The organism is Hydrogenophaga sp. BPS33 (assembly GCF_009859475.1).
Taxonomy (GTDB): Bacteria; Pseudomonadota; Gammaproteobacteria; order Burkholderiales; family Burkholderiaceae_C; genus Hydrogenophaga.
The window spans coordinates 875,440-900,282 of the sequence record NZ_CP044549.1 but is presented as its reverse complement, the minus strand read 5'-3'; the positions used below and the strand labels follow the sequence as shown (position 1 = coordinate 900,282).

At 66.7% G+C, this 24,843-nt stretch carries 21 protein-coding genes; 20 read left to right on the top strand and 1 reads right to left on the bottom strand.

Annotated features, from left to right (window positions below; genetic code table 11):
• Positions 1–185: 185 nt before the first annotated feature.
• The 18 genes from F9K07_RS04355 to F9K07_RS04270 all read left to right on the top strand — a co-directional run bounded on the left by F9K07_RS04355 (position 186) and on the right by F9K07_RS04270 (position 21,350).
• A complete protein-coding gene (locus F9K07_RS04355) occupies positions 186–1,859 on the top strand; it encodes an AMP-binding protein (protein ID WP_159589739.1) in 1,674 nt (557 codons plus the stop codon).
• A gap of 113 nt (positions 1,860–1,972) precedes the next feature.
• Positions 1,973–3,112 carry a CaiB/BaiF CoA transferase family protein gene (locus tag F9K07_RS04350; RefSeq protein WP_159589737.1) on the top strand — a complete coding sequence of 380 codons (1,140 nt, stop codon included), beginning with the start codon at positions 1,973–1,975 and terminating at the stop codon, positions 3,110–3,112.
• A gap of 67 nt (positions 3,113–3,179) precedes the next feature.
• Positions 3,180–4,163, top strand: a complete 984-nt coding sequence (locus F9K07_RS04345) for a tripartite tricarboxylate transporter substrate binding protein (RefSeq protein ID WP_159589735.1) — start codon at positions 3,180–3,182, stop codon at positions 4,161–4,163.
• Between the two features lie 20 nt (positions 4,164–4,183).
• Entirely contained in the window at positions 4,184–5,875 is a 1,692-nt protein-coding gene (locus F9K07_RS04340) for an FAD-dependent monooxygenase (RefSeq protein WP_159589733.1), read from the top strand.
• On the top strand, positions 5,866–7,008 hold the full coding sequence (locus F9K07_RS04335; RefSeq protein WP_159589731.1) for an acyl-CoA dehydrogenase family protein: 1,143 nt from the start codon (positions 5,866–5,868) through the stop codon (positions 7,006–7,008). Before F9K07_RS04340 ends, F9K07_RS04335 begins: the two co-directional genes overlap by 10 nt.
• Positions 7,009–7,032: 24 nt before the next feature.
• Complete coding sequence (locus tag F9K07_RS04330) at positions 7,033–7,902, top strand: enoyl-CoA hydratase-related protein (RefSeq protein WP_159589729.1); 870 nt, start codon at positions 7,033–7,035, stop codon at positions 7,900–7,902.
• A gap of 8 nt (positions 7,903–7,910) precedes the next feature.
• Positions 7,911–9,062 carry a CaiB/BaiF CoA transferase family protein gene (locus F9K07_RS04325; RefSeq protein WP_159589727.1) on the top strand — a complete coding sequence of 384 codons (1,152 nt, stop codon included), beginning with the start codon at positions 7,911–7,913 and terminating at the stop codon, positions 9,060–9,062.
• A gap of 23 nt (positions 9,063–9,085) precedes the next feature.
• Positions 9,086–10,222 (top strand): CaiB/BaiF CoA transferase family protein, encoded by a 1,137-nt coding sequence (locus tag F9K07_RS04320; protein WP_236581792.1) that lies wholly within the window; start codon positions 9,086–9,088, stop codon positions 10,220–10,222.
• 197 nt (positions 10,223–10,419) lie between these two features.
• Positions 10,420–11,382 carry a Bug family tripartite tricarboxylate transporter substrate binding protein gene (locus F9K07_RS04315; RefSeq protein WP_159589725.1) on the top strand — a complete coding sequence of 321 codons (963 nt, stop codon included), beginning with the start codon at positions 10,420–10,422 and terminating at the stop codon, positions 11,380–11,382.
• Complete coding sequence (locus F9K07_RS04310) at positions 11,379–11,624, top strand: ferredoxin (RefSeq protein WP_159589723.1); 246 nt, start codon at positions 11,379–11,381, stop codon at positions 11,622–11,624. Before F9K07_RS04315 ends, F9K07_RS04310 begins: the two co-directional genes overlap by 4 nt.
• Positions 11,625–11,644: 20 nt before the next feature.
• Complete coding sequence (locus F9K07_RS04305; RefSeq protein ID WP_159589721.1) at positions 11,645–12,046, top strand: Zn-ribbon domain-containing OB-fold protein; 402 nt, start codon at positions 11,645–11,647, stop codon at positions 12,044–12,046.
• Positions 12,043–13,203 carry an acetyl-CoA acetyltransferase gene (locus tag F9K07_RS04300; RefSeq protein WP_159589719.1) on the top strand — a complete coding sequence of 387 codons (1,161 nt, stop codon included), beginning with the start codon at positions 12,043–12,045 and terminating at the stop codon, positions 13,201–13,203. The genes F9K07_RS04305 and F9K07_RS04300 overlap by 4 nt, the downstream gene beginning before the upstream one ends.
• Positions 13,204–13,255: 52 nt before the next feature.
• A complete protein-coding gene (locus tag F9K07_RS04295; protein WP_159589717.1) occupies positions 13,256–15,439 on the top strand; it encodes an acetate--CoA ligase family protein in 2,184 nt (727 codons plus the stop codon).
• A 23-nt stretch (positions 15,440–15,462) separates the two neighbouring features.
• Positions 15,463–16,386 (top strand): SDR family NAD(P)-dependent oxidoreductase, encoded by a 924-nt coding sequence (locus tag F9K07_RS04290; RefSeq protein ID WP_159589715.1) that lies wholly within the window; start codon positions 15,463–15,465, stop codon positions 16,384–16,386.
• On the top strand, positions 16,371–17,453 hold the full coding sequence (locus tag F9K07_RS04285; RefSeq protein ID WP_201451511.1) for an acyl-CoA dehydrogenase family protein: 1,083 nt from the start codon (positions 16,371–16,373) through the stop codon (positions 17,451–17,453). The genes F9K07_RS04290 and F9K07_RS04285 overlap by 16 nt, the downstream gene beginning before the upstream one ends.
• A 3-nt stretch (positions 17,454–17,456) precedes the next feature.
• Positions 17,457–18,614 carry an acyl-CoA dehydrogenase family protein gene (locus tag F9K07_RS04280; RefSeq protein WP_159589713.1) on the top strand — a complete coding sequence of 386 codons (1,158 nt, stop codon included), beginning with the start codon at positions 17,457–17,459 and terminating at the stop codon, positions 18,612–18,614.
• 4 nt (positions 18,615–18,618) lie between these two features.
• Positions 18,619–20,550, top strand: a complete 1,932-nt coding sequence (locus F9K07_RS31710; protein ID WP_236581791.1) for a cytochrome P450 — start codon at positions 18,619–18,621, stop codon at positions 20,548–20,550.
• A complete protein-coding gene (locus F9K07_RS04270; RefSeq protein WP_159589711.1) occupies positions 20,544–21,350 on the top strand; it encodes an SDR family NAD(P)-dependent oxidoreductase in 807 nt (268 codons plus the stop codon). The genes F9K07_RS31710 and F9K07_RS04270 overlap by 7 nt, the downstream gene beginning before the upstream one ends.
• A 10-nt stretch (positions 21,351–21,360) precedes the next feature.
• Here the strand turns inward: F9K07_RS04270 and F9K07_RS04265 are convergent, their stop codons facing one another.
• Positions 21,361–22,245, bottom strand: a complete 885-nt coding sequence (locus F9K07_RS04265) for a MaoC/PaaZ C-terminal domain-containing protein (protein ID WP_159589709.1) — start codon at positions 22,243–22,245, stop codon at positions 21,361–21,363.
• A gap of 167 nt (positions 22,246–22,412) precedes the next feature.
• Here F9K07_RS04265 and F9K07_RS04260 point away from each other — a divergent pair, with 167 nt between their 5' ends.
• Both F9K07_RS04260 and F9K07_RS04255 read left to right on the top strand, forming a co-directional pair.
• A complete protein-coding gene (locus F9K07_RS04260; protein ID WP_159589707.1) occupies positions 22,413–23,651 on the top strand; it encodes a CaiB/BaiF CoA transferase family protein in 1,239 nt (412 codons plus the stop codon).
• Positions 23,652–23,658: 7 nt separating this feature from the next.
• Complete coding sequence (locus F9K07_RS04255; RefSeq protein WP_159589705.1) at positions 23,659–24,825, top strand: CaiB/BaiF CoA transferase family protein; 1,167 nt, start codon at positions 23,659–23,661, stop codon at positions 24,823–24,825.
• Positions 24,826–24,843: the final 18 nt, after the last annotated feature.

The window sequence follows — 24,843 nt, the reverse complement described above, 5'->3', positions numbered from 1 at the left end:
GGAACAGGCCGCCGATCGGCATGCTCCGCTGTGGCGTTCAAGTGTCGCCGCGCGAGCGCGCGCTGCGCCCATGGATGGCGTCTTGAGTCAGATGTTTCTCATATGACCGGGGCTTGGGAATCGAGGGTTTGAGCCGGTACGATCTTTCGCCATGGACTTGCCATTGAAATTGAGGGTGTTTTGAGATGGGTCGATGGGATGACAAATTCGTCCGTGCGCAACGCAAATGGGACCACTGGCAGATGCAGGAGCACGCGCTCACCGATCGGGTTCTGCACAAGATTCTGGAAGACAAGGCGCGGCGCCATCCCGATCGTGTTGTGTTCCAGTTCCACGACGAAGGCCACGCTCTCGAACAGGTTCACCTGAATGCCAACCGCGTGGCCAACGGCCTGCTCGCGCTGGGCGTGAAGCCTGGCGACAAGGTCGCGGCCATGCTGCCCAATTGCATCGAGTTCATGGCCTTGTGGTTCGGCCTCAACCGCATCGGCGCGGCGATCATTCCGATCAACGTGGCCTTGCGCGGCGAGGGCCTGCGCTGGCAGATCGCGCAGTCCGACAGCGTAGCCGTGGTGCTGGACGAGCGGTATGCCGAACAACTGCTGCCACTGTCGGACGAACTCGCCCAGGTGAACCACATCGTGCTGCGCCGCGCCGCGCCGGTGGCCGGCCCCGTACTGCCACGGTGGCCGCGCGGCGGTGCCTTGACCTGGGAGGAGCTCACCTCGCACGGCGAGAACACACCCGAGCGGGAGGTCGCCTTCAACGCACTGTCCAGCATCTCGTTCACCTCCGGCACCACGGGGCGCTCCAAGGGTGTGATGTTCAGCCACCACTATTGGTACCAGATCTGGCGCAGCGCCGTGCAGTACGCGCGCTACACCGAAGACGATGTGCTCTACACGGGCCTGCCGTTCTTCCATGCGGCCGCACACGGCACCACCGGGCCGGCCTTGCTGGCCGACGCCAAGGCCGTCGTGGTGGACCGCTTCTCCGCCAGCCGCATGCTGGAAGACTGCCGGCGCTGGGAATGCACGTCCGCCAAATACCTGGGCAGCATTCTCGCCATCCTCATGAAGCAAGCACCGTCGCCCCACGACGCGGACAACCCGCTGCGCCTGCTGGTCGGCTCATCGGCGCCCACCGACGTGTTCCAGGCGTTCGAGCGGCGCTTCAACACGCAGTTGCTTGAGCTCTATGGCATGACCGAGTGCAATGCTTGCCTGGTCAACCCGTATGACGCGCGCCGCATCGGGTCTTGCGGCCAACCGATCACGGGCTACCGCGTCAAGGTGGTCGACGACAACGACATGGACGTGCCCGCCGGCAAGGTGGGTGAAATCGTGGTGCAGCCCGAGCGCAAGTTTCTGGGCACCATGGGTTACTACAAGGACCCGGATGCCACGCTGGAGCTGTTTCGCAATTTCTGGATCCACACCGGCGATCTCGGCCGCGCAGATGCCGATGGCTACTTCTACTTCGTCGATCGCAAGAAGCAGGCACTGCGCCGCCGTGGCGAGAACATCTCATCGTTCGAGGTCGAGTCCGTGATCAACAGCCACCCCAGCGTGAAGGAGTCCTGCGTGGTGGGCGTGCCCGCCGAGGTGGGCGACGAGGATGTCAAGGCCGTGGTGGTGTTGCGCGATGGCGTTGCGCTGCCGGCACAGGAACTGGTGGATTGGTGCGAGGCGCGCATGGCGTATTTCGCCGTGCCGCGCTACGTCGCATTCCGCGACCACCTGCCGCGCACACCGACCGACCGGATTGAGAAGTACCGCCTCAAGGCCGAAGGCATTACCGCCGATTGCTGGGACCGCGAGGCCTCGCGCGTGCACGCCGCAGAGACCACCGGGCGCTGATCGCGCATCCTCACCCGCCGTTTGCATATAAGAGGAGACGAAAGAAGTCATTTACGCGTTCGTGCTGGCTCGGCACCATGGCTACCCGAATCGATCAGCCACCGAGACCCCAAATGACTTCTGCTCCCCTGTTTCCCTCCCCGCTCGATGGCGCTGCGGGCCGCCCCCTGGAGGGTGTGAAGGTCCTCGAATGCAGCAGCTACCTGTCGGGCCCTCTGTGCGCGCAGATGCTGTCGGACCTCGGCGCCCACGTGCTCAAGGTCGAGCCGCCCACGGGCGACCCCTACCGCAATTTTGGACACAAGCAAGGTGGCACCAGCGTGCCGTGGACGAACGCCAACCACGGCAAGAAGAGCGTGTCGCTGGACCTGAAGGCGCCGCAGGACATGCAGCGCATGAAGGCATTGATCGCCGAAGCCGACCTCTACATCGAAAACTGGCGGCCCCATGTCTCGGCCAGCCTTGGCCTGGGCTACGAAGCGACCCGTGCGTTGAATCCGCGCCTGGTGCATTTCTCCATCACCGGCTTCGGCGCTGATGGCCCTGCAGCCAGCGAGCCGGCGTACGACGCGCTGCTGCAAGGCCGCACCGGCCTTGCGTTCTTCGAAGCCGCAGGTGGAACGCCCAAGGCCAGCGAGTCCTATCTGGTGGACAAGATCGTCGCCGTCTTCTGCGCGCAGATGGCCCTGGCCGCACTGGTCAAACGCGACCGCACCGGACAGGCCGTGCACCTGCAGACCTCGATGCTGGACATCATGTCCTACTTCAATTTCACGGACATGTTCCAGAACATGACCTATCTGGAGGACACGGCGGCACCGGCCTACACGCCACAGCCGATCCTGGCCACGCTGGACGGCCACATCGTGGTGTCGCCGGTCACCGGCAAGCAGCTCGGCCGCACGCTCGAAGCCGTGGGGCACCCGGAGTGGAAGGAAGACCTCAAGCGCATCACCGACAAGAAGGAAATGACACGCACCTTCTTCGAGCGCGTGGCAGGCCCCTTGAAGACGCGCAGCTCCGCCGAATGGGTGGCCGTGTTCACCGAGATGGACGTGCCGGTCGCCCCCGTCAACAGCCCGCGCGAGCACTTCAGCGATCCGCAGGTGCTGCACAACCGGATCTATTCCGAGATGGACACGCCATCGGGCCGCATCCGTGTGCCCCGGCACCCCGCGCAGATCGACGGCCAGTTGCTCACGCCGCGCTCCCCAGCCCCCGCCATCGGGCAACACAACCCGCCCGATGCTTGACGCCTCCACATCGCCGTCCCATCGCCGTCCCATCGATTTGCCACAGCCACTCACCAGGAGACATGAAGTGATCCCATCCCGAAGAACATTCGCACTCGGCGCCCTCGCCGCGGGCGCCATGCTCGCCACGCTGCCCTTGGCCGCCGTGGCGCAGACCTACCCGTCCAAGCCGATCCGCGTGGTCGTGCCATTCCCCGCCGGCAGCTCCACCGACATCGTGGCGCGCACCGTCGGCGCCCGCCTGGGCGAACGGCTCAAGCAGACCATCGTGGTCGAGAACAAGCCGGGCGCCAATGGAGCCATCGCCGCCAAGACCGTGACCGAGGCCGCGCCCGACGGTTACACGCTCTACATGGGCACCGTGGCGCAGGCCACCGGCGCGGGCTTCCTGAGCGATCCGTCCAGCTCGTACATGCTCAAGGATCTGGTGGCCGTGACCATGACCACCAGCGCGCCGCTGATGATCGTGACGCGCTCCACGCTGCCCGTGAACAACGTGGCCGAGCTGATCGACCTGGCCCGCAAAAGCCCCAAGCCCTTGACCTTCGGCTCGGGTGGCAACGGCACCGCCAACCACCTGGCCGGCGAGCTGATCAACGACATGGCCAAGGTCAAGATGCAACACATTCCGTACAAGGGCGCGATTGCCGCGATGACGGATGTGATCAGTGGCCAGATCGATGCCTTGATCGGCAGCATGGTCGACCTCAAGCCCCAGGCAGATGCGGGCAAGGTGCGCGCGCTCGCGGTCACCAGCGTCCAGCGCGCCGCCGCACTGCCCAACGTGCCGGCGGTCTCCGAAACGCTCAAGGGCTTCGACGTCGTGGGGTGGCACGGCTTTCTCGCGCCCGTGGGCACGCCCAGGCCGGTGATCGATCTGCTCTACCGGGAAACCGCCGAGGTGTTGAAGCTGCCCGACGTGCGCACAAAACTCGAACAAGGCGGCGCCACCCCCGTGGGCAGTTCGCCGCAGGTGTTCGACGCCTTCATCAAGGCTGAAGTGAAGAAGTGGGCGGATGTCGTGAAGGCGTCGGGCGCCTCACTGGAATGAGTCACAGGGAGCGCAATACGATGTCGAGTTCTTCCACTTCGCGTTCGGTCCCGGTGTTGATCGTCGGCGCCGGGCCCATTGGCCTGGCGCTGGCGGGCGACCTGGGCTGGCGCGGTATCGAGTCCCTTTTGATCGAGCGCAGCGACGGCCAGGTGCACCAGCCCAAGATGGACATGATCGGTATCCGGTCCATGGAGTTCTGCCGCCGCTGGGACATCATCGATTGGGTGCACGCAGCGGGCTACAACCGCGCGTATCCGCAGGACTGTGCCTGGGTATCGCAACTGCACGGCGGGTACGAATTCGGCCGCGAGGCGTTCCCGTCGGTGCAGGACGAAGTCAAGCCCGCGCAAAGCCCGGAGAAGCGCGAGCGCTGCCCGCAGAATTTCTTCGACCCGGTGCTCACGCGTTTCGTGCAGCGCAGCGGCAAGACCGATCTGCGCTACCACACCGAATACCTGTCGCACGAAGAATCGGACGATGGCGTTCGGGTGCGGCTGCGCCACGTGCAGACCGGTGTGGAGGAGACGGTGCACTGCCAATACCTCATCGGTTGCGACGGCGGTGCGAGCAAGGTGCGCGAAGCCCTGGGCATTCGCATGTCGGGCATTCCGGCGCTCACGTACACCACCAACGCCATCTTCGAATGCAAGGGGCTGGAGAATTTGCACGACAAGCGGCCCGCGTACCGCTACATCTTCATCGGGCCGGAAGGCACCTATGCGACCGTGGTTGCCATCAACGGCCGCGACCAGTGGCGCTTCTCCATCGTCGGCGATGAGACCATGCGCACGCTCACCGAAGAAGAGGTGTGCAAGGTATTCCGCCGCGCCGTAGGGCGCGACGATTTCGAGTTCAAGACCTTGTCCTTGCTGCCCTGGGTGCGCCGCCAACTGGTGGCCGATGGCTATGGCACGGCGCGCGTGAAGATCGCCGGCGACGCGGCCCACCTGACCTCGCCCACCGGCGGCTTCGGCATGAACATGGGCCTGCAGGACTCGGTGGACCTGAGCTGGAAGCTGGAAGCGGTGCTGCGCGGCTGGGGTGGCCCGCAGTTGCTGGCGTCCTATGAAGTCGAACGGCGCCCGGTGGCCATCCGCAACGTGAACGAGGCCACGCACAACCTCAAGTCCATGCTCAAGCCGCGCGAGTCGCTCAGTGCGGCGGTGTTCGAACCTGGAGCGGCGGGCGACGCGGCGCGCAAGACCTTTGGCGACGCCTACACCGAGGCGATGCGCCGCGAGTGGTACACCATCGGCATCCATCTGGGCTTTCGCTACGAAGGCTCTCCGGTGGTGGCGCCCGACGGCACCGCCGAACCGCAAGACACGGTGAGCACCTACGAGCAGACCTCGCGCCCGGGCCACCGCGCACCGCATGTGTGGCTGGCACCCGAGGTCTCCACGCTCGACAGCTTTGGCCGGGGGTTCGCACTCGTCAAGACCCGCGCTGGCGTCGACACCTCCGCGCTGGAGCGCGCTGCCGCGCAACGCGGCATGCCGCTGACGGTGCTGGACTGGTCGGCCCATGCCGATGTCCGCCAGGCCTACGAACGCGCGCTTGTGCTGGTGCGCCCGGATGGCCATGTCGCGTGGCGCGGCGAGGATGTCCCCGCGGACATCGCCGACACACTGGCACGGGTGAGTGGCTGCGGCAGCCCCTCCGCCGCTGATACAACGGATACCCAGACCAAGGAGACTGCATGCAACTGACCGAAGAACAAACCCTGCTGCGCGACACCGTCACGCGGCTGGCCGAAGAAAAGGTGCGCCCGCTGGTGCGCCACATGGAGGAGAACGACAACTTCCCCGACGAACTCGTCGAGGTGTTCGGTGACATGGGTTTGCTGCAGATGTGGGTGCCCGAGCAGTACGGCGGCCCGGGTGGTGATCTGACGTCCGTGTGTCTGGCCAAGGAAGCCATCGGCAAGGTGTCCCTGGCCGCGTCCACGCTGTGCTCCAACAATTCCATTGGGCTGATCCTGCCGCTGCTGCATTTCGGCTCCGATGCGCAGAAACAGCGCTGGCTGCCGTTGGCGGCCAAGGGACGCACCATCGTGGGCGTTGCCATGAGCGAGCCCGAAGCGGGGTCGGACGTGTCCTCGCTGCGCACCACCGCGCGCCGCGATGGCGACAGCTATGTGATCAACGGGCGCAAGAACTGGGTCACCTGGGGCGCGCAGGCGCAATGGATCCTGGTGTTCGCCAAGACCACCGAGGCGGGTGGGCACAACGGCATCAGCGCGTTTCTGGTCGACACCACCAAGCCCGGCTTCAGCGTCGGTCCGAAGGAGGAGAAGATGGGCCGGCATGGTTCGCCGACCTACCCTTTGTACCTGGACAACGTGCGCGTCGAGGCCGATTGCATGATCGGCGCCGAAGGCCAGGGCTTCAAGCAATGCATGCGCATCCTGGACATGAACCGCCCCACGCTGGCGGCGTCGTCGCTCGGGCTGGCGCAAGGGGCTCTGGACGAATCGATCCGCTATGCGCAGGAGCGCCGCCAGTTCGGCAAACGCATCGCGGATTTCCAGGCCATCCAGTTCAAGATCGCCGACATGGCGATGAAGATCGAAGCCGCGCGCGCCCTGCTCTACAACACCGCTCGCGAAATTGACGCGGGCGATCTCTCGCGCCTGACGCTGCTGTCGTCGATGACCAAGTGCTTCGTCACCGACGTGGCCATGGAGGTCACGCTCGAAGCCGTGCAAGTGCACGGCGCCTATGGCTATTCGAAGGAGTACCCGGTGGAACGCATGATGCGCGACGCCAAGCTCAACCAGATCCTCGAAGGCACCAACGAAATCCACCGTCTCATCATCTCGCGGCAACTGCTCGGCCGCTGAAGAACCACCAACAAGGAAACCGCAATGGCAAGTGTTGACTATCTGGCCAAAGATGGCCGCGCCTACGTGACGCTCAACCGTCCCGAGAAAAAGAACGCCATGACCTCGGCGATGTTCGAGGAGCTCATGGACGCCTACGACCGCGCGGAGGCCGACGACGACGTGCGCGTGGTCGTGCTCAACAGCGCGGGCACCGACTTCTGCGCCGGGCACGACCTGGCCGAGGTCGGCAAGGAGTACGGAGAAACGACCGTCGACGAGAAGGGCCGGGTGCGCAAGCCGAGCCAGCGCGCACGCGTCCAGCACGACCAGCGCTACATCGGCCGCTTCCAGCGCATCTTCAATTCGCTCAAGCCCACGCTGTCGCTCGTGAAGGGCTATTGCGTGGGTGCCGGGCTGTACCTCGCCGAGGCCTCGGACCTCGTGATCGCGGCCGACACGGTGAAGATGGGCCATCCCGAGCAGAAGCTTGGCCTGTCCGGCGCGGCGTATTTCGCGGCCTGGGAGATGGTCAACATGGGTCCGCGCAAGGCGCGCGAACTGCTGTTGCTCGCCGATGTGTGGGACGCACCGACGGTGCTGAGCCTGGGCATGGTCAACAAGGTCGTGCCGCTGGACCAGCTGGAGCAGGCCGGCGAAGAATGGGTCGAGCGCATCGTGCGCCTGCCGCGCGACGGCGTGGTGCTGGGCAAGGCCGCGACGAACCTGGCCATGGATTCGCTCGGCATTTCCAGCCAGTTCTCGTACGGCCACATCCTGCATTCGCTGGCGACCAACGTGCGCTACGAGGCCGATGAATTCAACTTCATGAAGGCGCGCCGCGACAAGGGCGTGACGGCGTCGAACAAGGAGCGCGAGGCCTTCTATGTCGACGACAAGAAGCAGGGAGGCTGAAGAAGCCCATGAGCAGCGCGCTGAAGGGACTCAAAGTCCTCGACTTCACCCAGATGATGACCGGCTCGATGGCCACCATGCTGCTCGGCGACATGGGTGCCGACGTGATCAAGGTGGAACAACCCGAAGGCGATCCGTTTCGCCGTTCGGGCGAAACCTCGCTCGGTGGCGACGGTGTTTTCTTTCTCGCGATCAACCGCAACAAGCGCGGCATCGTGTTGGACCTGAAAACCGCCGAAGGCCGTGCCACCGGCGCGCGGTTGGCCCAGGAGGCCGACGTGGTGGTGGAGAATTTCCGTCCGGGTTTCACCGACAAGGTCGGTCTGGACTTCGACACCTTGCGCCGCCAGAACCCACGCCTGGTCTACTGCTCGATCACCGGCTTCGGCCGCGAAGGGCCGGACGCCGGACGCCCTGCGCTCGACCAGATCATCCAGGCCATGTCCGGCCTGATGCAGGTCACCGGCACACCGCAGAGCGGACCGCTCAAGACCGGCTTCCCCTTGTGCGATCTGGTGACAGCCCTGCTGGCCACCGTCGGCGTCCTCGGCGCGGTGCAGGCGCGCCACCACACCGGCGAAGGGCAACGGGTCGACCTCTCGATGATGGACGCCTCGATGTTCACCCACGTGCCGCGCGACGTGTACTTCGACGCCACCGGCACGAGCCCGCCGCTCACTGGCAACGAGCACTGGGACATCGTGCCCAACAACACCTACCGTACCGCCGATGGCCGGGACATCATGGTGATCACCATCAACGACAAGTTCTGGCAAGTGCTGTGCGATGGCCTGGGCATTGCGGAATGGAAGACCGATCCGCGTTACGCCACCAAGCGCGAACGGCTCAACCGCCGGGCCGAGGTCGATGCCCGCCTGGCCGAGGTGTTCGCCACGCGCACGCTGGAGGACTGGAACCGCATCCTGCTGGAGGTCGGGGCCATCTTCGGACCGGTGCGGACCTGGGAAGAGGTGTTCAACGATCCGTCGATCCGGGACCACTTGATCAAGACCATCGAACACCCCAAGGCGGGCAAGTTCAAAGTCGTCAACAACCCCTTGGCGTTCTCCGGGACACCGACGTCCATCCACCGGCCCCCGCCCATGCTGGGGCAGCACAATGCGGAGATCTTGAGCGCGAGCAGCTGGCCCGCGCGCTAGGGCCACGCTAGCAGGAACGCGCATTGAACCCTCTCCTCCAAGGCATCCGCGTCGTCGACATGACGTCGGTCATCTTCGGCCCCTATTGCACCGCCACGCTGGCGGACATGGGGGCCGACGTCATCAAGATCGAACCCGCGGGTGGCGACGAGGTTCGAAGAGTGGGGCGGCCGGTGGTCACGCGCGGCATGGGTCCCGGGCACATGACGGTCAACCACGGCAAGCGCTCCGTGACCTGGAACCTCAAGACCGATGAAGGCCGCCGGCAACTGGAATCGCTGGTTCGCAGCGCCGACGTGTTCATCCACAACCTGCGGGCCGACGCCGTGGCGCGCAACCGGCTGGACCACGAGACCTTGAGCGCCCTGCGCCCCGACCTCGTCTACGTCCACTGCACCGGCTTTGGCCTGGACGGCCCCTATGCTGGGCGCTCGGCCTACGACGACATCATCCAGGCGGCTTCGGGCGCGGCCAGGCTGCTGCCACGCGTGGACGGCAACCCGCAGCCGCGTTTCCTGCCCATGGCGATGGCCGACAAGGTCAGCGGGCTGCACGCGGTGCAAGCGGTGCTGGGTGCGCTGTTCCACCGTGCGCGCACGGGTGAGGGGCAGGTGGTGGAGGTGCCGATGTTCGAGTGCTTCACGCACTTCCTGCTGCAGGAGCACCTGTACGGCCACACCTTTTCACCGCCCAACGACGGCGTGGGCTACCCGCGCCAGCTCGACCCCCACCGGCAACCCATGCGCACGGCCGACGACCACATCGTGGTGGCACCTTACAGCGACGACCGCTGGGTGCGCTTCTTCGACGCCATCGGTGAGCCCGAATTCCTGCATCGGCACGGCCTGAACACCGCGCGCCAGCGCTTCGAGCACCTCGATCTGCTGCAGAAAAAAATGGCCGAGGTGCTGCCCACGCGCTCCACCGCGCAGTGGCTGGCCCTGTTTGCCGCGCACGACATCCCCGCCTGCCGCGTCAACGATCTGCAGGACGTGCTCGACGACCCGCACCTGATGGCGGTCGGCTTCTTCGAGAAGCGCACGCACCCGAGCGAAGGCGGCTATCTGCACATGCGGCAACCCGTGAAGTTTTCGCGCGCGGCCCCAGCGGCCACACGCGGTGCACCGCTGCTGGGCGAGCACAACGACGACGTGTTCTGAACACGCGGAGATGGCCGCTCTGCCCAGGCGGGTGCCGGGTAACACATCTCAAACCATATGAAAGACGTCTCGTCGGCGCATGAGGCTCTGACACCATGAATGGGTTCGCACACGGACTGCGAACACAGCCCCCACGGACGCCATGCGCAAGCGCACCGGCACGGTGGTGGTGGTCCATCCAAAAGCAAGGAGACAACATGTTGCGGCGTTTCGTTTCACTGATCCCGCTCCTGTTCGGCCTGAGCCAGGCCGCACTGGCGCAAACCTATCCCAGCAAACCCATCACACTGATCGTCCCCTACGCCGCGGGCGGTGGCGCCGATCGCGTCAGTCGCCTGGTCGGCGGTGAGATGGCACGGCTCATGAACACGACGATCGTGGTCGAGAACATGCCCGGTGCCAATGGCCGCATCGGCGCGGCGCGCGTGGCCAAGTCGGCGCCCGATGGCTACACGCTGCTCTTCACCTCGGCAGGGCCCATCACGATCAGCCCGCACGCAGCGGCCCTGGCCTACGACCCGCTCAAGGATTTCGACCCGGTGGGCATGGCCGTGGTCAACCACATGCTGGTGGTCGCGAACCCGGGTGTGCCGGTGCGCAACATGCAGGAACTGGTCGCGGCCGCGCGACAGAGCCCTGGCAAGCTGTCCTACGCCAGCTCGGGCGTCGGCGGCACGTCGCACCTGGTCGGCGAGTTGCTCAAGAGCGATGCCAAGGTGCAGATCGAGCACATTCCGTTCCGCGGCGACGCGCCGGCGATGGTCGAGGTGGTCGCGGGCCGCGTGCCGATCGGCATCACGGTGCTGGCCAGCATCGAGGCCTATCTGCAGGACGACCGCATCCGCGTGATCGGCTCCATCAGCGAAACCCGAAGCCCCCGTTTTCCCAACGTCGGCACCGCCGCCGAGGCAGGCTTCCCGAACGTGCACACCTACGGCTGGATGGGCTTTCTCGCGCCGGCCGGCATCCCCAAGCCGCAATTACAGCAACTCAACACCGCCCTGAACAAGGTGCTGGAGAGCGCGGAGACGAAGGAAAAACTGATCGCGATGGGCGCCGTGCCCAAGCCCGGCACCAGCGAAGAGCTGCGCCAATACATCCACAACGAATACACCACCTGGGGTCGCGTGATCAAGGACAGCGCGATCAAGCTGGAATGACGCCGCAGGCCCCCTCCACGCCACGCCCGGCGATCCGGCTGCGGCTCTCGGCAAACCCGGACTTGTGCATCAGCGCCGGCCTGTGCGTCATGGCCAGCGCCGAGGTGTTCGATCAGCGGGACCTGGATGGCGCCGTCCAGCTGCGCATCGCAGAGCCTCCCGAGCACCTGTACGCGCAGGCGATGGCGGCGGTCAACAGCTGCCCTTCGGGGGCGATCACGGCAGAACACATCGAGAGCTGAAGAAAGAGAAAGGAAAACGCATGACATCGCCATCCGGCGCCATCGAGTCTCCGATGGGGGCCTACCAGCGGCGCCTCAACGAAGGCGTGCTGGCCTACCAGTACAGCCCCAAGGCACAGCGCGCCGTGTTCTACCCCCGTGTTCTGTGTCCCTTCACGGGCAGCGCCGATCTGCAGTGGCGCGAGAGCCGTGGCGAGGGCACCGTGCACGCCGTCACCTACCTCTATCCCAAGGGAGAACCGCCGTACAACGTGGTGCTGGTCGATCTGGACGATGGCTTTCGCATGATGAGCCGCGTCGAAGGCAATCAGAACGTGGCGGCGGACCAGGTGCGCATCGGCATGCGCGTGCGCGTGCGGATCCGCCGCCAGGACGGTGCCGACGCAGTCCCCTTCTTCGAACCGATCGACGCTCAACCATGACCATCCACCCGCTTCAACGTGGGGCCACCGCCATTGTGGGCGTGGCCGAATCCGATCTGGGCCAGGTGGCGCCGGGCACGCTCCCGGTGGACCTGATGGCCCAGGGCACCCTGCGAGCGCTGGAAGACGCCGGCCTTGCGCTGTCGGACATCGACGGCGTGTTCGCCTCCTCTGCGCAGGTCCGGCTGGCCTCGGTCGCCTTGTGCGAATACCTCGGCCTGCGCCCCCGCTACCAGGACTCGTCCTTCAGCGGCGGCTCGGTGTTCGAGACCATGGTAGGCCATGCCGCCGCCGCGATCCAGGCCGGGCAGTGCGAAGTGGCCCTGCTGGCCTACGGCAGCACGCAGCGCTCGGTGGCGGGTGGCCTGCTCAACATCCGGGGCTTCGACCCGCTCATCACACCCTTCGGTCCGCGCATGCCCTTGAGCGGGTACGCGCTCGCGGCCTCGCGCCACATGCACGAATTCGGCACCACGCGCGAGCACCTGGCCGCCGTGGCGGTGGCCGCGCGCGATTGGGCGCGCATGAATCCGGTGGCCTGGGAGCGGGACCCGCTCACGATCGAACAGGTGCTGGCCTCGCGCATGGTGAGCCATCCCTTGACGGTGCGCGACGCGTGCGTGGTCACCGATGGCGGTGGCGCCGTGATCATCACCACCGCCGAGCGCGCGCGCCACCTGAAGAAGCCCCCGGTCTATGTGCTGGGTGTGGGCGATGCGATCGGGCACCTGGAAATCCACTCCATGCCCGACCTCACCACGACCACGGCCGTCCAGTCGAGCCGCGCCGCCTACGCCATGGCGGGCATGGAGCCGAAGGACATCGACGTGGTCGAGCTCTACGACGCCTTCACCATCAACACGCTGCTGTTCCTGGAAGACCTGGGTTTCGTGCCCAAGGGCGAGGCAGGTCCTTTCGTGGCCTCGGGCGCCATCTCACCCGGCGGGTCCCTGCCCGTGAACACCGCCGGTGGCGGCCTGTCCTACACCCATCCCGGCCTGTATGGGCTTTTTCTGCTGATCGAAGCCGCGCGCCAGATCCGCGGTGAGTGCGGCCAGCGCCAGGTCCAGGCTTGCGAAACCGCTCTGGCGCACGGCAACGGGGGCACCTTGTCGGCCCAGAGCACCGTCGTTCTGGGCGGGCCTTCCACGGTGTGAACACCGCGCGCAGGGTACCCATCTGGCTTCATTTCACTTCTCAGGTTTTCGCATGGACACTTCCGTTGCCGCCCCTCGCGCCACCCCGGCCGAGGTAGCCACCCCAGCCTCCCCTCGCCTGCTGCAACACGACGACCTGCGCCGTGTGCTGCACCCCGAAAGCATCGCCATCGTCGGCGCGTCCGACCGCCCCGGCTCGTTCAGCGAACGCGTGATGGTCAACCTCGCGCATTTCAAAGGCCGCGTGTACATGGTCAACCCCAAGTACGCGCAGATCGGCGAACACAAGTGTTATCCCTCGGTCAGCGCCTTGCCCGAAGCGGTCGATGCGGTGGTCTTCGTGGCCAGCCGCGAGGCGGCCGAGGACACGGTGCGCGAATGCGTGGCCGCTGGCGTGGGCGGGGTGGTCATGTTCGCATCCGGTTTCGCGGAGACCGGCAAGCCCGAGCACGTGGCCTTGCAGGAACGGCTGCGCCAGCTGGTGGCGGGCAGCAGCACGCGCCTGATCGGGCCCAACTGCATCGGCATCTACAACTACGTGAACGGCGCGCGCATGGCGTTTTCGCCGCCGGTCTCCCAGCCCCGCCTCGCGGGCCACGCCTTTGCCATCGCCAGCCAATCCGGCGCGATGGGCTCGGCCCTGTCGCAGGCGATCGAACACGGGGTGTCCATCAGCCACACCTTGACCTCGGGTAATGCGTGCGATGTGGACGTGGCCGATCTCGTGTCCTACCTCGTCGACGACCCGAACTGCCAATCCATCCTCTGCATCTTCGAGGGCATGCAGGACCCCCGCCGCCTGCTGGAGGCCGCGCGGCGCGCCTGGGAGGCCGACAAGCCCCTGATCGTCTACAAGATGGCCACGGGTGTGAAGGGTGGCCAGGCGGCCCTCTCCCACACCGGATCGCTCGCGGGCTCCAACGAGATGTATGCAGCGGCTTTTCGGCGCTACAACGTGATCGCGTTGAACCGCCTGGAAGACCTGGTGGAAACGGCGGCCTTCTTCGCCAAGGCCCCCCGACGCTGCCTGGCCGACGGCGTGGCCGTGGTCTCCACCTCCGGCGGAGCGGCCATCATGGCGGCGGACAAGGCCGAAGAGCACGGCGTGCCCTTGCCCGATCTGCTGCCCGGGACCGAAGCCTTTCTGGGCACCTTGTTGCCCGAGTTCGGTTCGGCCAAGAACCCCTGTGACCTCACCGGACAGGTGCTGAACAACCCGCAGAGCATCGCGGCCTGCGCGGATGCGCTGCTGGACGAAGAAACCATCGGCACGCTTCTGTACCCGCACCCCCTGTCGTACGACGGTGCGTCATGGCGCTTCGACCTGCTGTCCCAGGCAGCGGCGCAGCGCGGGAAGTGTTTTGTCACGGTGTGGATCAACGAATGGCTCGAAGGGCCAGGCATCCGCGAAGCCGAAGCGAACCCGAACGCCATCGTCTTCCGCTCCATGGACCGCGCGTTCCAGGCCCTGTCGGCGTGGCAACACCGCAGCCGCATGCGCGCCCAGGCCGAGGCACAGGTGCGCACGGTGAGCGCCCAGGGCCGGGAGGCCGCGCGCGCGCTGCTGCAGTCCTTGCCCAGGGGACGCGCGCTCACCGAGCGCGAAGCCAAGAACCTGCTGGCCTGTTACGGCATTCCCGTCACGACCGACCGGTTGGCGGCGAGCGCCAGTGAGGCCGTGGCCCTCGCCGAGCAAATGGGCTACCCGGTGGTGCTCAAGCTCGAGAGCCCGGACGTGCTGCACAAGACCGAGGCGGGCGTGGTCAAGCTGAACCTGCAAGACCCGCAGCAGGTGGTGGCGGCATACGAAGACATCGTGCAGCGCACCGCGCGCATCGCACCGCCGCCGCGTGTGCAGGGTGTGGCGGTGCAGCCCATGATCGAGAGCGGCATCGAACTCATGGTCGGCGGCCGCGTGGACTCCGCGCTCGGCCCCGTCGTGCTGGTGGGCTGGGGCGGTGTGATGGTGGAGGTGCTCCAGGACGCTGTCACCGAGATGGCGCCGGTGTCTCGCCAGCAAGCCGGCCAGATGATCGAGCAGTTGAAGGTCTCCCACCTGCTCCAGGGCTACCGCGGCAGCGCGCCCGTGGACGTCGGGCACCTCCAGGAGATCGTCTGCGCCGTGTCCGAATTCCTCGCCGACTTCGCCCAGGAGATCGGTGAGATCGACATCAACCCGCTGATCTGCACGCCACGGCGAATCATCGCGGTGGACGCGCTGGTCACGCGCCCTTGAACCCATCACATCGAAGAGGAAACATGTCAGTCAACAGCATTTCATTGGAAGGCAAGGTGGCCCTGGTCACCGGCGCCGGTGGCGGCATCGGCCGTGCAGTGGCCGTGGCGATGGCGCGGGCCGGCGCGCGCATCGTCATCAACGATCTGGGCACCAGCCTCAAGGGCGAAGGCCAATCGGGTTCGCCCGCGCAGGAAACCCAGGCGCTCGTCGAGGGCCTGGGAGGCCAAGCGGTGATCAACACCGACAGCGTGTCCGACTGGGCCGGCGCGCAACGCATGGTGCAGATGGCGGTGGACCAGTTCGGCCGCATCGACGTGGTGGTGAACAACGCCGGCATCCTGCGCGATGCGATCTTCCACAAGATGTCGGTGGACGATTGGAATTCGGTGGTGCAAGTGCACCTGAACGGCACCTTCTTCGTCAGCCGCGCGGCGGCCGAGCACTTCCGCCGCCAGGCCAGCGGCGCCTATGTGCACATGACCAGCGGCGCGGGCCTGGTGGGCACCGTCGGCCAGGCCAACTATTGCGCGGCCAAGCTGGGCATCGTGTCCTTGTCCAAGGCCATCGCGTTGGACATGGGGCGGTACAACATCCGCAGCAACTGCATTGCGCCGATTGCCTGGGGCCGCATGACGGACGCGATCCCGTCGGACACCGAGGAACAGCGCGCGCGCATCAAGATCCTGCAACAGATGACACCGGAGAAGAACGCGCCGCTGGCGGTGTTCCTGGCGTCGGACGCCGCGCGCGAGGTGAACGCTCAGGTGTTCGCGATCCGCATGAACGAGATCTTCCTGATGAGCCAGCCGCGCCCGCTGCGCAGCGTGCACCGTTCGGAGGGCTGGACGCCCGAGACGATTGCGCAACATGCGGTGCCCGCGCTGCAGCCGCACTTCCTCTCGGTGAGCACCAGCCCGGAGCTGTACCCATGGGACCCGATCTGATGCAGGGCGCGGCGATGCTGGACACCCACGGCGACGTGGCGCGCATGCTGCAGGACAGCGCGGCCGAGGTGGCACCGGCCAAGGACCTGGCGCGCGTGCGCGCGCAGCGCTACCAGCAGCCGGGGTTCGACCTTGCGGTGTGGACGCTGATCGGTGAGATGGGTTGGCTGGGCCTTCGGGCTTCGGCCGATGAAGGTGGCGCGGGCCTTGGCATGCGCGAAGCCTGCGCATTGGCCGAATCGCTGGGGGCGGGGCTGTTGCCCGAGCCGGTGATCGATGTGGCCTTCTGCGTGCGCGCGCTCGAGGGCGAAGCGCGCAGGCAGATGCTGGCGAACCACCACCTGGTGGTGCCTGCGCTCAACGGCACTGCGGCCCCTGCCACGCGCTTGGAAAACGGCCGGGTGCAGGGCACGCACCACTTCGTTCCCGGCGCACTGGGTGCGCAAGCGTTCCTGGTGGCCACCACCGGGGGTGCGGTGCTGGTGGCGTCCGATGCCGCAGGCGTGAACATCCAGCCCAAGCCCATGCAGGACGGCAGCTTCTGCGCCACAGTGACTTTTTCGGATGCCCAGGGCGAACCGGTGGCTGCGGATTTCGCAGGCGCCTGGGAGGAAGCAGCGCTGCAAACCGCAGCCTACCTGCTCGGGGGTGCCGAACGCTGCCTGAACATCACGCTGGAATACCTCGGCACGCGCGTGCAATTTGGCAAACCCATTGGGAGTTTTCAGGCCCTGCAACACAAGTCGGCCGATCTCGCGCTGCAGATCGCCTTGACGCGTGCCAGCGTCTACAGCGCTGCCGCGACTTTGGACGGCACAAGCGCCGATGGCGCCGCGCGGCAGATGGCGGTGTCGCGTGCGAAATGCCGCGCCGCCGATACCGCGATGCTGGTGGCGCGCCAGTCGGTGCAGATGCACGGTGGCATGGGCTACACCGACGAATGCGACGTGGGCTTGTACCTGCGCAAAGGCATGGTGCTGATGAACGCGTACGGATCGGCGGGTTGGCACCGCAGCCGCTACGCCCGTCTGGCGCTGGAGAGTGAAACGCAACGCAGCGGTGGATAAGCCATGACCGAATCAAGACCTGACTACAACGCCATGGGCGACGACGCGTTCCGGCAACTGGTGCGCAACTGGATAGTCACGCACTACCCGCTGGACGTGATCAACCCGGCGCACCGGCTTCGCTTCGAGGCGGCGCGGCCATGGTACGAAGCCCTGTCCCGGGCCGGCTGGCTGGCGCCGGGCTGGCCGGTCGAGCACGGCGGTCTGGGGCTGTCGGCGGGCAAGCAACTCATCCTGATGGAGGAGCAGGAGCGCCATGGCTGCGCGCGCCTCAACGACATGGGTGTGGTCATGATCGGACCGCTCCTGATCCGCTATGGCACCGATGCGCAGCGCGCTTTCTTTCTGCCAAAAATTCTCTCGGGCGAGCACGTCTGGTGCCAGGGCTACAGCGAGCCCAACGCGGGCTCCGATCTGGCGAGCCTGCGCACCGAGGCGGTTCTGAAAGACGGCGAATGGGTGGTCAACGGCCAGAAGATCTGGACCACGCGCGGCGCCGATGCGAACTGGATGTTCGCGCTGGTGCGCACCGACAAGTCCGCGCGCAAGCAAGAGGGCATCAGCTTCCTGCTGATTCCGATGGACTCACGTGGCCTGAAGGTGCGGCCCATCCAGGACATCTCGCTCGACGACGAACTGTGCGAGACCTTCTTCGACGACGTGCACGTGCCCGAAAGCCATCTGGTGGGCGAGGTCAACAAGGGCTGGTCGATGGCCAAGGCCCTGCTGGGCTTCGAGCGCATCTTCCTGGGCGCCCCCAAGCACTCGGAATACGCGCTCAGCCGCGTGGCCCTTCTGGCGCGCGAGATGGGCTGCTGGGACGACCCGGTGTTCCGCGACCGCTATGTGCGCCTGCAACTCGACCTCGAAGACCACAAGGCCCTGTACGAAACCTTTGTCGACCAGGTGCGCCGGGGCCAGGACTTGGGGCCCGACGTGTCGCTGCTCAAGCTGCACCAGAGCGAGCTGTTCCAGCGCATGACCGAGTTCATGCTCGAGATGGCCGAGATGAACGCAGGCTGCCTGGACCCCATGGAAGGCAAGGACGCGCTGAACCCGGCGAGCCAGTTCTTCCAGGCGCGCCCTACCACCATCTACGGTGGCAGCTCCGAAATCCAGCGCACCATCATCGCCCGCCAGGTGCTGGGCTTGCCGGGATAGTCCAATGGCACTTCTAGGTCGCGCCGCATTGGTGAGCTGGTCGCAGGTGGACGAAGCCGATAGGGCCGACTTCACCGCCTGGCACAACCAGGAGCACATGCCCGAGCGCCTGGCCTTGCCCGGCTTCCTGCGGGGTCGGCGGTATGCGGCCGTGTGCGCGCAGCGCGCGTACCTGATCCTGTATGAAACCGAGGACTTCGATGCCCTGGTCAGCCCCGAGTACCTCGCGCGGCTCAACGCACCCACGCCCTGGACGCGCCGCTGCGTGGCCCTGTTGCGCGATTCGGTGCGGGGCCTGTGTGCCGTCCAGCGTTCGCTGGGCGACAGCGCGGCGGGCTATCTCGCCACCGTGCGCCTGCAGGACGAACGCGCCGATGCAACGGGGTTGGAGACCTTGTGCGACGCGGCCGCGCAGTGGCCCGATGTCGCTGGCGCACACCTGGTGGTGGCCAACGCCGATGCCAGCCAGATCGAGACCACGGAGCGCAGCGGACGCCAGTTGGGCACGCCCACCGCCGCTCTGCTGGTGGAGGGGCATTCGGCGGTGGCGGTGGCCATGGCCGCCGAGCGGCTGCGCCAGATGCTGCGGGAAGCGCAACCCGACCTGCCACTGCCCGTGGTGGAAACCTTCCAACTGCAATTCCAGATGACCGCACCGCAGGCGGACCGCAGCCCGCAGACCTTCCAGGAGACCCCAACCATGTCCACATGCCCGTTTCACGACTCCACCGCCGCCCGCGAAAAGCCGCTCATGCCCCTGCCGCGCGATGACGGCCCGCTCAACCCGCCGGGCGGCTACGCGCGCCTGCGCAGCGAATGCCCGGTGTCCAGGGCGACGCTGTGGGACGGCTCCGAAGCGTGGGTGGTGACGCGCTGGCAAGACGTGCGGGCGGTGTTGTCCAGCCCGAGCTTCAGCAGCGACCCCAACACGCCAGGCTTCCAGTCGCTCTCGCAGGCGCGCCAGCAGCAGGTGCTGGCGCGCAACACCTTCATCAACATGGACGACCCCGAACACGCGCGCTTTCGCCGCATGCTCACGCGCGACTTCATGCAAAAGCGCATGGGCGAGATGAAGCCGCAGGTGGACAGCTTGCTGGAAGGCCTGTACGCCGGACTCGAGCAGTCCCCACAGCCTTCGGACTTCATGGAGAAGGTCGCGAACCCCTTGCCGGTCATGGTGGTGTCGCTGCTGATCGGCGTGCCGTTCGAGGATTTCGAGATGCTGGGGCGTTGGAGCAATCTGCGCATCGACCACCGGGCCGCACCGCAGGAGATCCGCCAGGCGACGCTGGACATGGAAGCGTATTTCGAGAACGCCATCCGCGAGCGCCTGAAGAAGCCGGGCGATGCCAGCGATCTGCTCACGCGCCTGGTCCAGGAGCAGTTGCAACCTGGCCATATCGAACTGGAAGAGCTGGTGCGCCTGTCGGCCCTGCTGTACTCCGCCGGCCATGGCACCACGTCCACGCAGATCGGCATGGGCACGCTGACCCTGTTGCGCCATCCCGAGCAGAAAGACGCGATGGCAGCGGACCCCGCGCTCGTGCCGCGCGCGATCGAGGAGATGCTGCGCTACAACGCCATCGCGCACTTGAATTCCTCCCGCGTGGCCATCGCCGACGTGGAGATCGGCGGACAGTCGATCAAGGCGGGCGAGAGCGTGCATGCCATGCTGGTCGCGGCCAACCGCGATCCGGCGACGTTCGAGAACCCCGACCGCTTCGACATCCATCGCCAGAGCCAGCCCCACGTGGCGTTCTCCTACGGGGTGCACCAGTGCCTGGGCCAACCGCTGGCGCGGCTGGAACTCAACGCCGTCTTCAGCACCCTGTTCCAGCGCTTTCCCCGTTTGCAATTGGCGGTACCGTTCGAAGAGCTTCGCTTCAATGCCATGTCGCAGGTGTACGGCGTGGAAGCGCTGCCGGTGACATGGTGACGATGGCAGCGCCCGACCGGTCCACGAAGCCACAGCACCGCTTCGACGATCGGGTCGCGCTGGTGACGGGCGGCGCATCCGGCATCGGCGCGGCCACGTGCGAGTTGCTGGCACATGCCGGTGCCCAGGTGTGGGTGGCGGACTTCGACCTCGCCAGCGCCCTGGCACTGGCGGACCGCCTTGTAGCGGCTGGCGCGCAGGCCCAGGCCATCGCCTTGGACGTCACCGATCCGCAGCAGGTGAAGAACGTGGTACAGGCCTGCTGGCAACGCCACGCACGCCTGGATATCGCGGTCAACAACGCGGGCATTTCGCAATCGGTCAACGGCTTGCTGCAAACACCGCGCAGCCAGTGGTCCGACGTGATGGGCGTGAATCTGGAAGGTGTGTGGAACTGCCTGCAAGCCGAGCTGGCCGTGATGGCACCCGCGCGCTCGGGCGCCATCGTCAACGTGTCGTCTCGCGCCGGGTTGGTGGGGCATCCGCAAGTCGCCGTGTACACCGCCTCCAAGCACGCCGTGGTGGGCCTCACCCGATCGGCGGCATTGGAGTTCGCGCCTTTGGGCATCCGCGTCAACGCGGTGTGCCCGGGCCTGGTCCGAACGCCTTTCGTCGAGCGAAAGCTCGGCGAGCGGCTGGAGGAGGTCTCGCGCAGCGCCAATCCCCTTGGGCGCGCGGCCGATCCGATGGAGATCGCCGAGTCGATCGCCTGGTTGTGTTCCGACGCGGCCAGTTACGTGGTGGGCGTGGCACTGCTGGTGGACGGCGGCGCGCTGGCCGGGGGGTCCACCGGCAAGTGAGCGGCGCGGTTCAGCTCGCGCGAAAGCGGACCAGGCCGTTGTCCAGCGCCGTTTCCCCGCGCAAGGGCACCCGCACACGAAACGCCAGGGCCAAGGTGTCGGGTTCGCCCAGCGGGTCTTCGGGCAAGCGCCAGAAGCCCACCTCGATGGCGTCGCCCGCGAAAGTGGGCCGGGTGAAGCGGCACTGGATCGAGCGCATGCGCTCGGGCGCATGCCCGCCGTACGCGCCCAACGCCAGCCGCCCGGCCTCACCCAACAACAACAGGCCATGCAGGATCGGCTTCTGGAAGCCGGCCTGGCTGGCGAACGCGGGATTCACATGCAGCGGGTTGTAGTCACCGCTGAGCCGGTAGATGAACGCAGCGTTGTCCGGCAGGGTGGCGTCGAAGGCCTGCTCGCACGGCGTGTTGGGCACGGACATGGCGGCCGGCGCTGCTTCGGGCTCAGCCCGAAAGCCGCCATCGCCCCGGCAGTACGACACCATGGTGGACGTGGCATAGAGCGCCTGCGAGTCGGCATCGCGCACCTCGCGCTCCAGGTAAAGCATGGCACCCTTGTCCGCGCCCCGGTCGACGAGGCGCGGCACGCGCAGATGGCATACCACCCGCGCCGTCGGCGGCAAAGGCTGGTGCAGGATCAGTTGCTGCTCGCTGTGCACCACACGCGCAAAGTCGATGCCCAGGTTCTCATCGCGGATCGACTTGAACCCCAGCGTCACGGCGAAGGTGGGCGGCACCTTCAGCCGCTCTTCGAAGAGAAAGTCCAGCTCGGCCGCCGATGGTGTCTGCCGGCCATAGCCGATCCCCAGCGCGTACAGCATGGCGTCGCGCGGTCCATAGGTCTGCTCGACAGGTTGAAAGCGGTGGGCAAGAACCCGGTGGGGATCCAGTGGCATGGCAGAAGGTGGAAGCAAAGTAGCGGGGCAGTTTCGCGCACGGCACCGCGCCGTGGCAGACGCTGGGGATATGAAAGCAGACTAAAAGCGTTTTGGACGATATGGGAAGGGATCACCACAATGGCCGCGAACGCTCCCGACACAGCCTCACCACAAGCCCTGCGCCCATGCCCACCACCCCGGTCACCACGCCCCCCGCCGCACTGGACGGTCTGAAAGTCGTCGATCTGTCCCGTCTGATCGCCGGTCCTTACAGCGCCATGCTGCTGGCCGACCTGGGCGCGGACGTGATCAAGGTGGAGCAGCCCGGCAAGGGCGACGACAGCCGCTTCCTCAACCCCAGCCGGGGCGGCATGAGCAGCGTGTTCGTGTCCATGAACCGCAACAAGCGCAGCATCGCGCTGGACTTGAAGTCGCCAGAAGGGCGTGAGGTCGTGCTCGACCTGATCCGGCGGGCCGACGTGGTGGTGGAGAACTTCGCCGCCGGCACCATGGAGCGCGTGGGGCTGGGCTACGACACGCTCGCCGCGCTCAATCCCCGGTTGGTCTATTGCGCGATCACGGGCTTTGGGCGCGACGGCCACTATGCCTCGCGCCCGGGCTTCGACCCTGTCATCCAGGCCGACAGCGGCATGTTCTCACTCAATGGCTACCCCGACCGCCCGCCCGTGCGCTCGGCCTCGCCGGTGGTGGACGTGGGCGCTGGCGCCTTCGCCTTCAGCGCCATCCTGGCCGCCCTGCTGGCGCGCCAGCATACCGGGGTGGGGCAATACGTGGAGTCGGCGCTGTTCGACACGGCCATTGCGCTCACCGCCAACTACAGCATGAACTACTTGCTCACCGGCAACGAGCCGACACGGCAAGGCAACGGGTCGGTGATTTCACATCCCGTGGGGCTGTACGCGGCGCGCGATGGTGACTTCTACATCACGTGTTCGAGCGACCGCATGTTCCGCAACCTGTGCGAGGTGCTGGAGGAACCCGAACTCGCGCAACGGCCCGAGTTCAAGACCAACGCCGAGCGCTGCCGCCACGAACACATGTTGAACGAACACCTGTCCGCACGTTTCCGGCAGAGCAATCGGCAGCACTGGGTCGAGCGCCTGCTCGCGGTCAGCGTGCCCGCCGGCCTGGTGCGTTCGGTGGGCGAAGCCATGCGTTCGGAAGAAGTGAAAGACCGGGGCCTGGTCACCACCGTGCGGCATCCGGTCGCGGGTGAGCTGCCCAACATCGCGCCGCCCATCCGCCTCAAGGGAACGCCCATCGTGCCCGCGCGGGCGGCGCCATTGCTGGGCGAACACACCGACCAGATCCTGAGGGAAGACCTCGGCTACGACAGCGCGCGCATCGCGCACATCCAGGCGCGTGGCGCGTGCGGCGAGCCCGCGCCTGCGCTTGCGGAGTGAGGCGGCAATGGGACCTTTGAAGGGCGTGCGCGTGATCGAGCTGGCGGCCTTGGGGCCGGCACCTTTTTGCGGCATGTTGCTGGCGGACATGGGCGCCGAGGTGATCCGGGTGGACCGCCTGTCTGCGCCCGACGCGGGCGAGCTGCGGGTGAACCACCGCCAGCATGTGGCCAGCCGTGGCCGCCGGTCCATCGCGCTCGATCTCAAGAAGCCCGAAGGCGTGGAGGTGGTGCGCCGCCTGCTGTCTGGCGCCGACATCCTGATCGAAGGTTTTCGACCGGGGGTGACCGAAAGCCTGGGCCTGGGACCCGAGGACTGCCTGGCGCTGAACCCGCGGCTGGTCTATGGCCGCATGACAGGATGGGGGCAGGACGGCCCGCTGGCACGGAGCGCCGGCCACGACCTCAACTACATCGCGCTCTCGGGGGCCTTGCACACCATCGGCAGCCGCAACGGCCCGCCCGTGCCGCCACTCAACTACGTGGGCGACTTCGGTGGAGGGGCCCTGTACCTGGCCTTCGGCGTGGTCAGCGCGCTGCTGGAGGCACGCCAGAGCGGGCGCGGGCAGGTCGTGGACGCGGCGGTGCTCGATGGTGTGGCATCGCTCATGGCCTTCATCTTCACGCAGAAGGCATCGGGGCTCTGGCGCGACGAACGCGGCTCGAACATGGCCGACGGAAGCCGCCCCTGGAACACCGTCTACGAAACGCGCGACGGGCAGCACGTGACCATCGCCGCGCTCGAACCCCGGTTCTACCGCGAGCTGCTCGCGCGCATCGGGCTCGACGCCGATGCGCTGCTCGATCGCGACGACCCCGCCAACTGGCCGGCCCTGCGCACACGGCTCGGCGAGACGTTCAAATCGCGCACCCGCGAAGAATGGAACCGCCTGCTGGAAGGCAGCGACGCCTGCTACTCCCCCGTCCTCTCTCCAGACGAAGCCACGCGCCATCCCCACCTGGTGAACCGGCAGGTGTTCGTCGAGCGCGATGGCCTGGTGCAACCCAACATCGCGCCCCGCTTCAGCCGCACGCGCCCCGCGCTGGGCCGGCCACCACCGCGGCCGGGCGAACACACGCAGGCATTGCTCACCGAATGCGGATTCAGCCCGCAAGACATCGCGCGGCTGAGAGAGTGCCGAGCCATCGACCAGGGACAGAACCAAGCCGCGTGACAGCGGCGTATGCCTTAT

What these genes read in the sequence shown, in the direction of transcription:
- F9K07_RS04355 (WP_159589739.1), top strand. Translation starts at nt 186, where the DNA reads ATGGGTCGATGGGATGACAAATTCGTCCGTGCGCAACGCAAATGGGAC.
- F9K07_RS04350 (WP_159589737.1), top strand. Translation starts at nt 1,973, where the DNA reads ATGACTTCTGCTCCCCTGTTTCCCTCCCCGCTCGATGGCGCTGCGGGC.
- F9K07_RS04340 (WP_159589733.1), top strand. Translation starts at nt 4,184, where the DNA reads ATGTCGAGTTCTTCCACTTCGCGTTCGGTCCCGGTGTTGATCGTCGGC.
- F9K07_RS04335 (WP_159589731.1), top strand. Translation starts at nt 5,866, where the DNA reads ATGCAACTGACCGAAGAACAAACCCTGCTGCGCGACACCGTCACGCGG.
- F9K07_RS04330 (WP_159589729.1), top strand. Translation starts at nt 7,033, where the DNA reads ATGGCAAGTGTTGACTATCTGGCCAAAGATGGCCGCGCCTACGTGACG.
- F9K07_RS04325 (WP_159589727.1), top strand. Translation starts at nt 7,911, where the DNA reads ATGAGCAGCGCGCTGAAGGGACTCAAAGTCCTCGACTTCACCCAGATG.
- F9K07_RS04315 (WP_159589725.1), top strand. Translation starts at nt 10,420, where the DNA reads ATGTTGCGGCGTTTCGTTTCACTGATCCCGCTCCTGTTCGGCCTGAGC.
- F9K07_RS04310 (WP_159589723.1), top strand. Translation starts at nt 11,379, where the DNA reads ATGACGCCGCAGGCCCCCTCCACGCCACGCCCGGCGATCCGGCTGCGG.
- F9K07_RS04305 (WP_159589721.1), top strand. Translation starts at nt 11,645, where the DNA reads ATGACATCGCCATCCGGCGCCATCGAGTCTCCGATGGGGGCCTACCAG.
- F9K07_RS04300 (WP_159589719.1), top strand. Translation starts at nt 12,043, where the DNA reads ATGACCATCCACCCGCTTCAACGTGGGGCCACCGCCATTGTGGGCGTG.
- F9K07_RS04295 (WP_159589717.1), top strand. Translation starts at nt 13,256, where the DNA reads ATGGACACTTCCGTTGCCGCCCCTCGCGCCACCCCGGCCGAGGTAGCC.
- F9K07_RS04290 (WP_159589715.1), top strand. Translation starts at nt 15,463, where the DNA reads ATGTCAGTCAACAGCATTTCATTGGAAGGCAAGGTGGCCCTGGTCACC.
- F9K07_RS04285 (WP_201451511.1), top strand. Translation starts at nt 16,371, where the DNA reads ATGGGACCCGATCTGATGCAGGGCGCGGCGATGCTGGACACCCACGGC.
- F9K07_RS04280 (WP_159589713.1), top strand. Translation starts at nt 17,457, where the DNA reads ATGACCGAATCAAGACCTGACTACAACGCCATGGGCGACGACGCGTTC.
- F9K07_RS31710 (WP_236581791.1), top strand. Translation starts at nt 18,619, where the DNA reads ATGGCACTTCTAGGTCGCGCCGCATTGGTGAGCTGGTCGCAGGTGGAC.
- F9K07_RS04270 (WP_159589711.1), top strand. Translation starts at nt 20,544, where the DNA reads ATGGTGACGATGGCAGCGCCCGACCGGTCCACGAAGCCACAGCACCGC.
- F9K07_RS04265 (WP_159589709.1), bottom strand. Translation starts at nt 22,245, where the DNA reads ATGCCACTGGATCCCCACCGGGTTCTTGCCCACCGCTTTCAACCTGTC.
- F9K07_RS04260 (WP_159589707.1), top strand. Translation starts at nt 22,413, where the DNA reads ATGCCCACCACCCCGGTCACCACGCCCCCCGCCGCACTGGACGGTCTG.
- F9K07_RS04255 (WP_159589705.1), top strand. Translation starts at nt 23,659, where the DNA reads ATGGGACCTTTGAAGGGCGTGCGCGTGATCGAGCTGGCGGCCTTGGGG.